Origin of the sequence: Clostridium sp. Cult3 (assembly GCF_021655115.1) — a bacterium.
GTDB lineage: Bacteria > Bacillota > Clostridia > Tissierellales > Tepidimicrobiaceae > PPXY01.
This window is the reverse complement of the sequence record NZ_PPXY01000057.1, coordinates 1-12,394: the sequence shown is the minus strand read 5'-3', so window position 1 is coordinate 12,394 and position 12,394 is coordinate 1. Positions and strand designations below refer to the sequence as shown.

Below are 12,394 nucleotides of genomic sequence, written 5' to 3'. Positions count from 1 at the left end.
TAGCTCTGTTTTTCCTTTAAAGGCCCTATCTTTGCTATAGAGCCTCCCACAATACGTACAGACCAATGCCTTGTATGTCCGCCCGATTAGATTCACTAATTTTACCTCTACCATCCTGCTATTACACTTATGGCAAAGTTTCAATTTTATCCCTCCTAAATTCCCTGTACATAGTACCCTTTATTCAATCAACTTTCTTATTATATCCTCTTTACCTCTAGCTGCATCTGCTCTCCTAGACCTTCCTTTTACCTCTACTGGGTAGCACATTTCTATTATTCTGTCATATGTCCTATGCACACCATCATTACCTGTTAATTTGCGTTTTAGTCCTTCCCTATCTAAATTTGTTGTGATAATACAAGGTTTCTTATCCCTGTACCTTGAATCAATGATTTCGTATATTTTTTCTTTGGCCCAAGATGTATTATTCTCTGCCCCAAGATCATCCAGGACCAACAAATTAGCATTTTTAAGGTTATTTATTATTTCTACTTCTCCATCTCTACCCCAAGTGTTGTAAGTTTCTTTGATTCTATTAAGTAATCCTATGGAGCTTATTGCTATGACTGGTACCATATCGTTTAATAATTCGTTTGCTATACAAAATGCTAAAAATGTTTTACCTGTTCCAGGAGGGCCATATAGAAGTAGCCCCATATTGTTTTCTTTCATCTCTTGCCAGTTCTCACAATAATTTCTCCCTAGCTTATACATTCCTTTGTTTTGATTGTTCATTTGAAAATTCTCAAACGTGCAACTTTCGAACTGTTTTCCCATTAATGAGTGGCTTCTTAGTTTTTCTAGCCTTAGCATCTTCTGTTTTTGCTCTTCTATTTCTTGCAGCCTTTTATATTCAGCACTTTCACAATGACATAAACAAGGTACTTTTTTCTCTATACCAGCTATATTTATAATTAATTCTTTTTTACCACCACACTCAGAACATGTTTTAATATTAGATTGTGATCCCAATGTCTCCGTACTGCCCAAGGTCTTCCCCATTATCTCTCTTATTTGTTCCACTAGATCCGCCTCCTAATTTCATTCCGCCATCCCTTCTCCAATTTTGGAGTATTCCTTCTACATAGCTTAACTTTCTTTTATTATTTTTTACTGCAACTTTTATTGCTTCCTGGATCCATTCAGTCGAATATTCATTAAGTAAATCTATAATCATTTCTTTTACAGCAAAGTTAATAGTTCCAAATCCATTTTGTTCGAATTCATTTGCAATTAACGAAATATCATTTTGATTTTTTTCTTCCACTGGCTCTATATTACTACTACTATATTCTTTACTTTCCTTTACTTTACTTTGGGGATTAATGTCAACATTAACCCCTTCTACTTCTTCATTAATGCTAACAATAACTAGGTTACTATATGAATTAATGTCAACATTATCTAATAAAAGGAACTCTTTTGCTACTTCAACCCTCTGTCTACGCTTAACTATCTCAAAATATCGTTTTTGTACACCCCTAGAAGTAAGTATTTTAAACTCTTTGAACAATTTTTCATCAAACAAACCCCACTTTACACAATCATTAATGATTACATTTACTTGATTAATGTCAACATTAACTCTTCTGGAGAACAGTATTTGTTCCTTTTCAGTCCACTCATAGTAGTAACTGTTTTTATAGATATGCATTAATAATTTGACGATAATGCCAAAACCAATGATGCCATGTTGTGCTTCAATGATTGCTACTTTATCATCTTGATCTATGTCAACGTCCAAAGGAAAGTAATCTACCCCTACCTTTTGAGGTCTTGCCATATTTCCACCTACCTCCTATTAAAGGACCAAGGGGAATAATACCCCTTAGCCTAAAATGGTACATTCTCATCATTCCATGGTAATTCTGATTCGTTTACAGTCTCATCTATAGCTGCATCTATATTATCTATTGAAGTCTGCCCTTCTATTTGACTGTCACCTTTCAAAACCATCTCTGCCGCTTTCTTTACTGCTGGATCCTTTGCCTTCTCCGAAAGCCACTTAACATAACCTTCATCTGCTGCATATATTTCCTTGATTGTTCTTCCTTTATATTTGCCAAAGTTAATTTTCATGTTCTCTGCATCATCTGGATTCATTGTTTCCAGTCTTTCTGATTGATTAAATTGGGCCATATCTTCTAGGTCTTGAGTGAATATATCCGATAGACTTCCAACAGTTAAAGCTGCATCAACTTGGGCCCTTTTCTTTGCCATTTTCAAGCAGGTATTGCCTAACATGTATTTGTCCTGCTTATCGCCCTCATACTTCTTTTCTTTGCTATTACAATGTCCTAATCCTTCGGTTATAACTTGCCCGTTCTTTTTCAAAATACATCTAACAGTGTAAGCAAAAAATCCATCGTCGTAATCCTGAATCTTCTCAATAATTTCATATTCACTAGATAGCCCTAACAACATCAATATCTTCTCTGCACCAGGTTTGAGTAGACTTGGTTTAGAAGCCCCATAGAAGGCTTGACCATAGTCATGGCCTTCTACTAATGTGTTCTGAATAACTTTTTGAAAGTCTTGAATTTTCTCCATTGACTGCTGGACCCTATCCAGTTTAATCCCATCTATTATCATCATTGGATTTTCTTGAACTACTATTTGATTATTATTCATATTTACACCTCCACACTAAATTCTTCTGGTTTTTCTTTTATTCCCAAGCCTTCTATTTCAATTATTTCGCCTGTTTCTTTGTTAATAATGCTATTGCCTTCTATCTTTAAATTCTTCTTAAAATTAGTCCAGTCAAAGTCCCTTTTGACCTTTATATAGTCATTCATATTACCATCTATTTCAGCTACTTCTAGTAGCTTTTTCTTATCATAATTAAAGGTTAATTGAGATTTTTTCATTCTTAATTCTCCACTTGGTAACTTGTATTTCTTTAAAGTTTTAGTTTCTTCTGATTTGACTGTTTCAAAATATTCTCTAAGTTTGCTTTCAAAGAAACTTACCTCATTTTCCATCTTTTCTTTTTCTTTTCTTAAAGCATGTTCTATTTGTTGTATTTTGGCCTTTGCTACCATTTCAAACCTATTGTACTCTGCTTTTGATTCCCTGATCTTATCTAGGCACCAATCGGCACCTAGATCATCCTCTACCTTCCATGTTTCCTCTTCTTGAATATCTAAAAATTCATCTATCAAATCTAGCATAATATTTTCCATCTACATAGCCTCCTTATATTCTTCTCTTAGATCTTTTAATTGTAGATCCATAACCCTTTTAAAAATCTTATATTCTAGCCCTTTTGGAATTTCTGTATACTTCCTAAGTTCCCTGACCGATTCCTGGCCTTCCATAACCGCTTTTCTCATATCGCTTTCATCAATCTGATATATTTCATTAAAGATTAATGTCAATGGCTGCACTGGTGTAATTGCTATCTCTTCTTCTACAACTACTAGATTATCTTGGTGTCCTTTTTTCATTGCGTCTTTATATGTCTGTTCTGTGATAAGCTCCCACTCTTTTAAACCTTCATTTCTATTTGTATAAGCTTTCAATTTTAGAAAAAATACTTGCCCTTCTAATAAAAACTGATAGTATCTGCTCCACCTCAATTTGAAACTACTATGTCTACGTCTACTCATTTTCATTCTCCTTCCGATATGGTATAATTGATTTAATAGTATTTTTTATGCTGACCTTTTCAGATGGCAGTCTGAGAGGTCTTTTTTTTATATCTTTTTATCCTTCTAATAACACTTGAGTCTGATATCCCATATATTTCAGCGATCTCCTTATAAGACATTCCTCCTATCCTCATATTTATCATGTCTACAGTATCTTTATCAGTCAATTTATGCACTGAATCCTCTATAACTGCAAAAGCCTGCTCTGGTGTTGCTATATCATCTCGGAGTATTGCAATGTACATTGCTGCTACGTTGTACCTTAAGTCAAAAGCTGTTTCAGTTTGCATTCTCTCCCTCCTTCCATACATCCTTTACTTCTTCAATAAACTCCTCTGCTTGTCCGATTATTACGAATACTAAAACTATCAATAAAGGTAACAACACTCGTCCATCTACTCCACTAAATACTATTCTTTCTACAAACCTAATCACCTTGCCACCTCCCGTCGTACTTCAATGCTTCAAACCCTATCACTTCACCAAAACTATTGAGTTGTGGTCTGCAACCTTTTCTTTTCCCTTTGTAATTGATGTAGTAGCCTTTCTCATCTTTCCTGATTACTCTTTCAATTGATTTCTGCTCCCAAGGATAGTAGACTTTTTGTTTAGTTCCTACCATGCTGTCGGCTTTTGCTATTTGCTTTGGTTTGTAGTCCATTTAGATTACCTCCTTGTTCCTATAATCAAATACCATATTCTGTTCTGCCCAATTTAAAAATGCCATCTTAGGAATTACTATCCTTCTCCCTGTTAAGTTCCTATCCATTATTGGAAACCCATCACTATAAGCAATTTCCCTTGCTTTTGGTTCTGATAATTGGAGTACATCTGCTAGGTCCTTTACACTCATAAACAAAGGTAAATCTTCTAAGGTTTTATATGTTTTTTTAGTAGACATTTTTATTCCCCCTTCACTAAATAATCAATACTTACATCTAGCCCCTTAGCTATTTTTATGATTGTTTTAATTCCTGGATCTTCAACTATTCCTCTTTCAATATTTGCCAGATAACTAAATGATGATATTCCTGATTTCTCAGCCATTTCCCTAAGTGAAAAATTTCTTTCTTTTCTAAGTTTTCTTATTCTTTCGCCTACCATTTATTGACTCCTTTCCTGTATTTGGTATAATGTATTTAAACAAATACTATATATAGTAGAGGTGAGTTAATGTACAAGCACTATTACTTTAATAAAAACACAGATGAAAAAGGGTTGCACGAGGTTCATACTAAAGATTGTTCTCATCAACCCTATCCATACAACAGGGAATACATTGGATACTTTGCTAACTGTAAAGATGCTATTGTTAGGGCTAAAGCTGAACATCCTTTTAAAACTTTTGATGGATGCTTTTGGTGCAGCAGAGAATGTCATACCGGCTAGTATCAGGCTGAACTTACCCTTCAGCCTGCTCCCTTATTATAATTCCATCAGAATAATAAACCTTTTCAAATTTATCTATGCAACTATCTATCTATTGCATTGACATATGATTTTTAATAGCAAAATCCAGTATTAGGTTTATTAATTCTGCGTCTCTTTTTTCAACATACTGTAGATTCTCTTTCACTTGTCTCTCTCCTTTTTATTTATTATCCTCTATGGTAAAATCTACCTAAGAAAGGGGGTGTTGTTTTATGATTGTAATTAACATGCTTGATGGCGAAAAAATTGAGATCTACCCCGATACTGTCTTGGTGGGTGTCAATAATGCACTCAGAACCAACGAACCTTCCGAAAACATCTTTTACCTTCAGCAAAAGTATATAGGGAATCTCCAGGGAGATTATGAAGATAATGGTTCTGCTCTAGCCACTACCGATGAAAGACTAGGAATTGGTGGATTCCTTCTCTCTCATGATATGTTTTCTATTGGTGATGGACCCGATAAAACTTTATACTTTACTTCGGCTATCAAGTCAATTTCCGTTGTTTGATTATATGATGATGTATTAGTCTTTGACTGGTGCATCATTTTCTTTATTGTTTTGCAACCTAATTTTATTCATTTCCCTATTGACCTCTTTTTCCATCCCACGGAGCTCATTCCATTATTTACTTCTTTTTTTGTCTATATAAATCTGAGATAATATATATGGTTATTTTGTTAGTATTTTAGTGTCTTTTCGACACTCTGTAACTAAAAAAATATCATCATAATTATAATCAAGTACTTTTTTTATCTTTATAGCAACATCAAGAGATGGATTTTTGTGTCCCAACTCTATATTTGTATACGTAGCTCTATTAATCCCTACTCTTTTAGCTATTTCTTCATGGGTTAAATTGTTTTTTAATCTAATATCTCTTAATTTACTCCTCACTTTACTACCTCCTTCCAGTGTCTAATTGAAACTATATACTTATATTATAGTTCCCTTTAGGCACAATGTCAACTATTATTTTTTGGCCTTTGCTGTTTTTGTTCATTATAGACACTTATTGTTTACTTTAGACACATTTGTTATATAATTATATCTAAAAGGGGTGATGTTTATGGTATTTGGCAAAAGATTAAAATCATTGAGAGAGGAAAAAGGATTTACGCAACAAGATATTGCTGATATTTTAGGTGTCGGAAGAGCAACAATAGCAGGTTATGAGACCAAAGGTAAACAACCCGACTATGAAAAACTTATGAAGTTGGCAGAATTTTTTAATACAAGTGTTGACTACCTCCTAGGCAGGACCGACCAACGTAATGCTGAAGAAAAACCAGAACTACCAGTAGAATTTGAAACCCCTGAAGAAGCTATGAAATTTATCTTAGAACAAAACGTAATTATGGGATTTGGTGGGTTTGATGTAAACAAGATGGATGATGATGAGGTTGTAGATTTTGCTAATGAATTACTTAATCAATTAAGGATACTTAGTTATAAGTATAAGAAATAGGGGGGATTGTTATGGACGAACTATACATAGATGGCTTATCTGGCGAAGAGTTTGAAAATTATCTGTTTAACCTTTTTAAAAACTTGGGATATGAGGTCGAATCTACCCCAGCTTCAAATGACTATGGAGCCGACTTGGTAATTGCAAAGGGGGCAGAGAGAACGGTAGTACAAGCTAAAAGATATAGCAACACAGTAGGAATTTCTGCTATCCAAGAGGTTGTTGGTGCAAAGAATTATTATCAGGCCAATAAGTGTATGGTAGTTACAACCAACTATTTTACTCCTAATGCCGTTGAATTAGCTAAAACTAGCAATGTAGAACTTTGGGACAGAGATGTACTAATTAAAATGATAGCCTTATCTTTAGGTTCTAATCCAGATGGGGATTCTAAAAATACAGTTTCTTTCCAAGAAATATTAAACTCTGCTGAATATAAAAACATTAATTCTAGGATACCTCTAATATTAGGTAAAACAGCTCTTGGAAAAATATTAGTAACAACTATAGATGAAATGCCTCATCTCCTTATTACAGGGGCTACTGGAACTGGTAAGAGCATGTTTTTACATACATTAATAGCTGGCATTTTATACAAATCTTCGCACCAGAACGTAAAATTATTACTAATAGATCCTAAGATAGTTGAGTTTAGCATATATAATGGAGCCCCTCAATTGTTACTTCCAGCAATAACGGACCTTCAAAAAGCTATTTCTGCCTTAAATTGGACTGTTGCTGAAATGGAAAGAAGATACGAATTATTTGCTAAAAATAATGTAAGGGATATAGATTCCTATAATGGAAAATTTAAAGATAACGAAGATGAAATAATTCCTGATATAGTTATTATTATTGATGAGTTGGCTGAATTAAATATAGACGAAGCAAAAGCTTACATAGATAAGCTGACCCAAATGGGCAGAGCTACCGGAATCTATTTAATAGCAACTACTCAAATCCCTAATATAGCCAATACATTTAAAAACAATTTTCCATCTAGAATAGCCTTTAGGGTGTTTTCGCAATCTGATTCAAGATTAGCTATAAATACGACAGGTGCAGAAAAACTATTTGGGAAAGGAGATATGCTATTTTATCCTATAAATGAATTAAAACCTATACGAATCCAAAGTGCTTTTATAGATGAAGAAGATATTAGAAACATAACCCGCCCTTTTAAAGAACAAAGCATAGATAATTATCATTATAATTACAATGATTATGTGGCAAATAACTTTTTACATGATACAGATGAATTGTTAATGGATGCTATTAGTTTAGTAATAGAAGAGGAACAAGCTTCAATTTCACTGCTACAGAGAAAATTTAAAATTGACTATGCTAGAGCAGCCAGATTAATCGATGAAATGGAAATTAGAGGTATCGTAGGAAGTTTTGAAGGTAGTAAACCTAGAAAAGTATTGATTAATAAGGATGACTTAATGAAGTTAATAAATATGGATTTTAACTCTCATTATGATATAGAAAGTAAAAATAAGTACGATTACTACAATAATTATAAACTGCATAAAAAAAGTAAAATTTTTAGGACATTTATATCATTTGTAATACTATTAATAATTGCAAACTTCACAATAGTAAAAATTGAAAACCCCGCTGTTGGCTTTCCGGTGCTATTTTTTATCACATTCGTTTCATTTAAACTTGGTTCATGGATAACAAATAAATTATTAAATAAACAAAAAAATTAGTTCCAAAATCAAAGGAATTCTTGTGAGGTGATGCTATGGATAGCTACGATTGGTTAGATAAATATATTGCTGGGACAATTGAACATTGTAATTCTAGGAATATATTTGAGATATACGATATTCTGGACATTAAAGTAGTAAAATTAAATAAGGATAATATTTTACTGCAAGGCTTTGAAGCCTTATATCAAAGAAATTATTTTGATGAAGAAACTGTTTTTATCAGGGATGATCTTCCTTATCAATATGAAAAGTTCGTATTAGCTCATGAATTAGGACATGCTCTACTACATACAGAAATTTATACTGCTGCATTTAATAAAAATCTTCTAAACAAAGGTAAATTGGAAAAACAAGCCCATTATTTTGCTTTACGTTTGTTAAACATTAAAATAGATGATATTGATTTTGAAGGATATACAATAGAACAAGTTTCAAAAGCCTTATATGTATCAGAAGAAAGTCTGAAGTATTTTGTATAGAAAGGAGAATGCTATGTCTAAAAAAGTAAGAGGACAAGGAGAAGGAAGTATCCGCCAAAGAAAAGATGGCACTTGGGAAGCTAGATATTCATTAGGTGTCGATGCTGATGGAAAGAGAATTAGAAAATCTATTTATGGCAAGTCTAGAGGAGAAGTGTCTAAAAAACTAAATCAAGTTTTAAATCAAGTAAATACAAATACTCATATAGAACCATCAAAAATAACAGTAAAAGAATGGATTTATATATGGCTAAGAGATTATAAGAAAGCCTCTGTATCTGCCACAACGTATAATAGTTACAAAAGGCAATTAGAATTATACATCATTCCACATCTTGGCCATATTTGTTTAAAGGATTTGAGACCTGAGCAGGTTCAAGCTACATTTAATAAAATGAAGGATCTATCTGATAGAAATATTAAATATACTAGAACTGTATTTAATATGGCCATGAAAAGAGCTAAAATAAACAAATTAATTTATGATAATCCTTGCGAATATATAGACCTCCCTAAGGGGAAACCACCGCAAAAAAAGAAAGTATTCACAGAAAAAGAACAGATAAAATTTTTAAATGCAATTGATGGTCATATGTATGAAGTTGCTTTCCTTGTATTAATATCTACAGGGATGAGGGTTGGAGAACTCTTAGGCCTTACTTGGGATAATATAGACTTTGAAGAATATACCATAACAATAGATAAAGCATTATCTAGAGCTAAGGGAGAATTGTTTACTACCCCTAAAACTGATACTAGCAATAGAGTAATTCCAGTATTGCCTGTAATAATGGATAGAATTAGAAAACATAAAATAGAACAAAATAAAATAAAGTTACAAGTAGGCAAAGATTACAATCCAGATAATTTGGTATTTTGCAATACCTTTGGTGCTCCTGTAGCCTTTAGAACATTCTCCAGGAGTCTGGAAAGAGTATTAAAAGATAATGATTTGCCAATATTAAGTCCTCATGAATTAAGGCACACATTTGCTACCAGGGGATTGGAAGCTGGAATGGATATGAAAGAATTGCAAGAACTTCTTGGCCACTCTTCTATGAAACTTACATCAGATCTATACACCCATGTGTTAATTAAGCAAAAAAGAAAAGCTATAGATAAGACTTCGCACCTTTTTGATAACCTAAAATAAGTCGGTGGGGGTAAGGTGGGGGTGAAAATAAAAAACTTGCAAAGTATAAAACTCTGCAAGTTTGTATTTAACTGGTGCACCTTCAGGGACTCGAACCCTGGGCCCATTGATTAAGAGTCAATTGCTCTACCATCTGAGCTAAAGGTGCATATCCAATCAACATTAACTATTATACTACTATTGATTGGATTTGTCCATACCTTTTTCAAAAAAATTTATGATATTCTTCCCTCAATAGTCCCATCAGTATTTCATCATGATATTCACCATTCCTAAATATCCTTTGTCTTAATCTACCCTCTTCTTTGAAGCCACATTTCAGATAGGATTTATAAGCACGTTCATTAAAACTATAGGTAGAAAGCTGTATTCTATTTATATTAGTTTGATTAAATACAAAATCTATGAGTATCTTCATAGCATCGGTACCATATCCTTTTCCTCTAAATTGTTGATTGCCAATAAATATGCCTACCTCTGCAGTACCGTTTTTCCAATCATACCAGTTGACTCCACAACCTCCAATATATATCCCGTCTTCTAAAGATTCTATTGCAAAGCTATAGGTATCCTTGTTCTTAATTTGACTGTCAAACCACTCCTGTTCCTTTTCTAAGGTCATGGGATAGGGTATGCCATTAATTAAATTTATTAAAACCTCTGGATCATTCATATATTTATAGGCCAATTCTACATCGGATTGTTTATATTCCCTAAGCCTTACTAGTTTGCCTTCCAACAATATAATCATCCCTTTAAACGATATAATATTTTCATTACTATATCATAGAAATTTTTATTGTCAATATAAAAATCCAGGTGATTACCTGGATTTTTATTATTTATCATATTTTTCATTTAAAAAGAATACGGATAAAGTGCCTGGCCCTGAGTGAGCTCCTATGGCACAGCCTATTATATTTATGACAAAATCAGTGCAACCATACTTTTCCTCTATCATTTTCTTTAGCTGCAATGCTCCCTCTAGATCATCTCCATGGTTAATTCCGATAGTTTGATTTTTTAAATCTGCATTGCCTCCTCGTTCTTCCATTATCTCGATCATCCTATTTAATACCTTTTTTCTACCCCTTACCTTTTCCCTTGGTTGCAAAGTACCATCCTCTGGGATATCCAATATAGGTTTAATATTTAAAAGTCCTCCTACAAAGGCTTGAGTTCTAGTAACCCTACCTCCTCTAAATAGATATTCTATATTGTCTACGGTAAATATATGTTCAATGTGCTTTACATAAAATTCTAACATGCTTAATATCTCTTCTTTACTTTTACCTTCCTTAGCCATTTTTCCAGCTTTATGAACTAATAGGCCAAATCCAACCGATGCAGATCTAGAGTCTACAATATCTATATCCATATCTGGATATTTCTCCTTTAGAGAATCTCTCACCAACACCGATGTTTGATAAGTCCCAGAGAGTCCCGATGAAAAAGCTATGTAGATAGTAGACTCTCCCTTTTTAGCTATCTCCTCGAACTTCTCTTCAAAAACTTTAGGTGGTATTTGTGCTGTTTTATATACTATCCCATTTCGCATATCGTCATACATCTTTTTAGGATCAATAGTAACCTTATCTAAATATTCTTCTTCGCCTTTCATAACTATTATTGGTAATATTTCTATATCAAGTTCTTCTATTATTTCATCAGGTAAATCACAGGCACTATCACTTAAAATTTTAACAGTCATTAGATCCTCTCCTCCTTTACCTATCGCTTATATATAATATATCACTATTTTGAAACAAATGAAACTGTAAAATCAAAATGCTGGTATATATTATTACTCATTTAAATAGATTATACTACCAGGATTAATGCGAGGTGGTTTTATTGAAGTTTTTCTTTGTACGTAAAAAAACATTATATTGGATGCTGGCTATCGTTATTGCAATAATCGGGCTTTTGATCCTATATTATAGGATCTGATGCTATAGCAATGAATAAAACAAGCATAAAAACAGTGCAGATTTCTTTAATGATCTGCCCTGTTTTTATTTAACTCAAAAATATAATATTTATCAATAAGCTTATCCAGTTCCACACTAAATTTCAAAATATCTTCCTTGTTTGCATTTCTAAGGATCAGTTGGTTCAGCTTTCTTCTTTTATCCTCTATTTGACTTTTCAGCTCATCTAATAAACAGCTGTTATCCATCCTACTCCTTCCCCTTTCATAAAAAATTGTTTAGGAGATCTAAAGTTGCTGGTCGTTAAACACTTATCAATAAATTTACATAGCAAAAATAATATATCTACTATCCATTAGTTTAGTATCATTCTTTAATTTATTAATTACCACAAAATTTATAAATAAAACAACTGAATAATATTCTATACCTCCTAAATACCTTTTCCTTTACCATTATATCAATAATTGGAAAAATTACTATTACAATTAAATTAAATTTTCATACAAAATTCTACAAGCTATATTAATAGATTCCTTTTATTTAATGTATAATA

The 12,394-nt window shown here is 32.8% G+C and carries 20 protein-coding genes and 1 tRNA gene; 6 read left to right on the top strand and 15 right to left on the bottom strand.

What is annotated here, in order from left to right:
- Nucleotides 1-180 precede the first annotated feature (180 nt).
- The 10 genes from C3E88_RS10620 to C3E88_RS10575 are packed head-to-tail and all read right to left on the bottom strand — an operon-like array spanning nucleotide 181 to nucleotide 4,760.
- Complete coding sequence (locus C3E88_RS10620) at nucleotides 181-1,026, bottom strand: ATP-binding protein (protein ID WP_236910159.1); 846 nt, start codon at nucleotides 1,024-1,026, stop codon at nucleotides 181-183.
- Nucleotides 959-1,786, bottom strand: coding sequence for a Lin1244/Lin1753 domain-containing protein (locus tag C3E88_RS10615; RefSeq protein WP_236910158.1), 828 nt, complete (start codon nucleotides 1,784-1,786; stop codon nucleotides 959-961). The genes C3E88_RS10620 and C3E88_RS10615 overlap by 68 nt, the downstream gene beginning before the upstream one ends.
- Before the next feature lie 50 nt (nucleotides 1,787-1,836).
- The gene (locus C3E88_RS10610; RefSeq protein WP_236910157.1) at nucleotides 1,837-2,634 is read right to left on the bottom strand and encodes an exodeoxyribonuclease X C-terminal domain-containing protein; all 798 of its coding nucleotides are present in this window, start codon (nucleotides 2,632-2,634) and stop codon (nucleotides 1,837-1,839) included.
- A 2-nt stretch (nucleotides 2,635-2,636) separates the two neighbouring features.
- A complete protein-coding gene (locus C3E88_RS10605; protein ID WP_236910156.1) occupies nucleotides 2,637-3,188 on the bottom strand; it encodes a host-nuclease inhibitor Gam family protein in 552 nt (183 codons plus the stop codon).
- The gene (locus C3E88_RS10600) at nucleotides 3,189-3,614 is read right to left on the bottom strand and encodes a hypothetical protein (RefSeq protein WP_236910155.1); all 426 of its coding nucleotides are present in this window, start codon (nucleotides 3,612-3,614) and stop codon (nucleotides 3,189-3,191) included. It abuts the gene before it with no gap.
- Between the two features lie 59 nt (nucleotides 3,615-3,673).
- Nucleotides 3,674-3,946 (bottom strand): sigma factor-like helix-turn-helix DNA-binding protein, encoded by a 273-nt coding sequence (locus tag C3E88_RS10595; protein WP_236910154.1) that lies wholly within the window; start codon nucleotides 3,944-3,946, stop codon nucleotides 3,674-3,676.
- Entirely contained in the window at nucleotides 3,936-4,091 is a 156-nt protein-coding gene (locus C3E88_RS10590; RefSeq protein WP_236910153.1) for a hypothetical protein, read from the bottom strand. The genes C3E88_RS10595 and C3E88_RS10590 overlap by 11 nt, the downstream gene beginning before the upstream one ends.
- Nucleotides 4,084-4,317, bottom strand: a complete 234-nt coding sequence (locus tag C3E88_RS10585; protein ID WP_236910152.1) for a hypothetical protein — start codon at nucleotides 4,315-4,317, stop codon at nucleotides 4,084-4,086. The genes C3E88_RS10590 and C3E88_RS10585 overlap by 8 nt, the downstream gene beginning before the upstream one ends.
- Complete coding sequence (locus C3E88_RS10580) at nucleotides 4,318-4,557, bottom strand: helix-turn-helix domain-containing protein (RefSeq protein WP_236910151.1); 240 nt, start codon at nucleotides 4,555-4,557, stop codon at nucleotides 4,318-4,320.
- A gap of 2 nt (nucleotides 4,558-4,559) precedes the next feature.
- Nucleotides 4,560-4,760, bottom strand: a complete 201-nt coding sequence (locus tag C3E88_RS10575; RefSeq protein ID WP_236910150.1) for a helix-turn-helix domain-containing protein — start codon at nucleotides 4,758-4,760, stop codon at nucleotides 4,560-4,562.
- Between the two features lie 69 nt (nucleotides 4,761-4,829).
- Between C3E88_RS10575 and C3E88_RS10570 the strand changes: the two genes are divergently transcribed.
- Nucleotides 4,830-5,045 carry a hypothetical protein gene (locus C3E88_RS10570; RefSeq protein WP_236910149.1) on the top strand — a complete coding sequence of 72 codons (216 nt, stop codon included), beginning with the start codon at nucleotides 4,830-4,832 and terminating at the stop codon, nucleotides 5,043-5,045.
- A gap of 254 nt (nucleotides 5,046-5,299) precedes the next feature.
- Nucleotides 5,300-5,599, top strand: a complete 300-nt coding sequence (locus C3E88_RS10565) for a hypothetical protein (protein WP_236910148.1) — start codon at nucleotides 5,300-5,302, stop codon at nucleotides 5,597-5,599.
- Between the two features lie 162 nt (nucleotides 5,600-5,761).
- Here the strand turns inward: C3E88_RS10565 and C3E88_RS10560 are convergent, their stop codons facing one another.
- On the bottom strand, nucleotides 5,762-5,986 hold the full coding sequence (locus C3E88_RS10560; protein ID WP_236910147.1) for a helix-turn-helix transcriptional regulator: 225 nt from the start codon (nucleotides 5,984-5,986) through the stop codon (nucleotides 5,762-5,764).
- A 166-nt stretch (nucleotides 5,987-6,152) separates the two neighbouring features.
- Here C3E88_RS10560 and C3E88_RS10555 point away from each other — a divergent pair, with 166 nt between their 5' ends.
- Genes C3E88_RS10555 through C3E88_RS10540 form a run of 4 tightly spaced genes read left to right on the top strand, consistent with a single transcriptional unit; the run spans nucleotide 6,153 to nucleotide 9,907 of the window.
- Nucleotides 6,153-6,557, top strand: a complete 405-nt coding sequence (locus C3E88_RS10555; protein WP_236910146.1) for a helix-turn-helix domain-containing protein — start codon at nucleotides 6,153-6,155, stop codon at nucleotides 6,555-6,557.
- 11 nt (nucleotides 6,558-6,568) lie between these two features.
- Nucleotides 6,569-8,272 (top strand): FtsK/SpoIIIE domain-containing protein, encoded by a 1,704-nt coding sequence (locus tag C3E88_RS10550; protein ID WP_236910145.1) that lies wholly within the window; start codon nucleotides 6,569-6,571, stop codon nucleotides 8,270-8,272.
- Between the two features lie 35 nt (nucleotides 8,273-8,307).
- Complete coding sequence (locus C3E88_RS10545) at nucleotides 8,308-8,754, top strand: ImmA/IrrE family metallo-endopeptidase (RefSeq protein ID WP_236910144.1); 447 nt, start codon at nucleotides 8,308-8,310, stop codon at nucleotides 8,752-8,754.
- 13 nt (nucleotides 8,755-8,767) lie between these two features.
- Nucleotides 8,768-9,907 carry a tyrosine-type recombinase/integrase gene (locus C3E88_RS10540; RefSeq protein ID WP_236910143.1) on the top strand — a complete coding sequence of 380 codons (1,140 nt, stop codon included), beginning with the start codon at nucleotides 8,768-8,770 and terminating at the stop codon, nucleotides 9,905-9,907.
- A 72-nt stretch (nucleotides 9,908-9,979) separates the two neighbouring features.
- On the opposite strand, the gene C3E88_RS10535 is transcribed toward C3E88_RS10540, so the two are convergent.
- The 4 genes from C3E88_RS10535 to C3E88_RS10520 all read right to left on the bottom strand — a co-directional run bounded on the left by C3E88_RS10535 (nucleotide 9,980) and on the right by C3E88_RS10520 (nucleotide 12,086).
- Nucleotides 9,980-10,055 (bottom strand) — tRNA-Lys (locus tag C3E88_RS10535).
- Nucleotides 10,056-10,112: 57 nt separating this feature from the next.
- Complete coding sequence (locus C3E88_RS10530; protein WP_236910142.1) at nucleotides 10,113-10,649, bottom strand: GNAT family N-acetyltransferase; 537 nt, start codon at nucleotides 10,647-10,649, stop codon at nucleotides 10,113-10,115.
- 96 nt (nucleotides 10,650-10,745) lie between these two features.
- Entirely contained in the window at nucleotides 10,746-11,618 is an 873-nt protein-coding gene (locus C3E88_RS10525) for a DegV family protein (protein ID WP_236910141.1), read from the bottom strand.
- Between the two features lie 285 nt (nucleotides 11,619-11,903).
- Nucleotides 11,904-12,086 carry an aspartyl-phosphate phosphatase Spo0E family protein gene (locus C3E88_RS10520; protein WP_236910140.1) on the bottom strand — a complete coding sequence of 61 codons (183 nt, stop codon included), beginning with the start codon at nucleotides 12,084-12,086 and terminating at the stop codon, nucleotides 11,904-11,906.
- Nucleotides 12,087-12,394: the final 308 nt, after the last annotated feature.

Excerpts from the sequence above, each read along its gene's own strand:
- C3E88_RS10615 (WP_236910158.1), bottom strand. The coding sequence starts at position 1,786 with ATGGCAAGACCTCAAAAGGTAGGGGTAGATTACTTTCCTTTGGACGTT.
- C3E88_RS10610 (WP_236910157.1), bottom strand. The coding sequence starts at position 2,634 with ATGAATAATAATCAAATAGTAGTTCAAGAAAATCCAATGATGATAATA.
- C3E88_RS10605 (WP_236910156.1), bottom strand. The coding sequence starts at position 3,188 with ATGGAAAATATTATGCTAGATTTGATAGATGAATTTTTAGATATTCAA.
- C3E88_RS10600 (WP_236910155.1), bottom strand. The coding sequence starts at position 3,614 with ATGAGTAGACGTAGACATAGTAGTTTCAAATTGAGGTGGAGCAGATAC.
- C3E88_RS10595 (WP_236910154.1), bottom strand. The coding sequence starts at position 3,946 with ATGCAAACTGAAACAGCTTTTGACTTAAGGTACAACGTAGCAGCAATG.
- C3E88_RS10585 (WP_236910152.1), bottom strand. The coding sequence starts at position 4,317 with ATGGACTACAAACCAAAGCAAATAGCAAAAGCCGACAGCATGGTAGGA.
- C3E88_RS10580 (WP_236910151.1), bottom strand. The coding sequence starts at position 4,557 with ATGTCTACTAAAAAAACATATAAAACCTTAGAAGATTTACCTTTGTTT.
- C3E88_RS10575 (WP_236910150.1), bottom strand. The coding sequence starts at position 4,760 with ATGGTAGGCGAAAGAATAAGAAAACTTAGAAAAGAAAGAAATTTTTCA.
- C3E88_RS10570 (WP_236910149.1), top strand. The coding sequence starts at position 4,830 with ATGTACAAGCACTATTACTTTAATAAAAACACAGATGAAAAAGGGTTG.
- C3E88_RS10565 (WP_236910148.1), top strand. The coding sequence starts at position 5,300 with ATGATTGTAATTAACATGCTTGATGGCGAAAAAATTGAGATCTACCCC.
- C3E88_RS10555 (WP_236910146.1), top strand. The coding sequence starts at position 6,153 with ATGTTTATGGTATTTGGCAAAAGATTAAAATCATTGAGAGAGGAAAAA.
- C3E88_RS10550 (WP_236910145.1), top strand. The coding sequence starts at position 6,569 with ATGGACGAACTATACATAGATGGCTTATCTGGCGAAGAGTTTGAAAAT.
- C3E88_RS10545 (WP_236910144.1), top strand. The coding sequence starts at position 8,308 with ATGGATAGCTACGATTGGTTAGATAAATATATTGCTGGGACAATTGAA.
- C3E88_RS10540 (WP_236910143.1), top strand. The coding sequence starts at position 8,768 with ATGTCTAAAAAAGTAAGAGGACAAGGAGAAGGAAGTATCCGCCAAAGA.
- C3E88_RS10525 (WP_236910141.1), bottom strand. The coding sequence starts at position 11,618 with ATGACTGTTAAAATTTTAAGTGATAGTGCCTGTGATTTACCTGATGAA.
- C3E88_RS10520 (WP_236910140.1), bottom strand. The coding sequence starts at position 12,086 with ATGGATAACAGCTGTTTATTAGATGAGCTGAAAAGTCAAATAGAGGAT.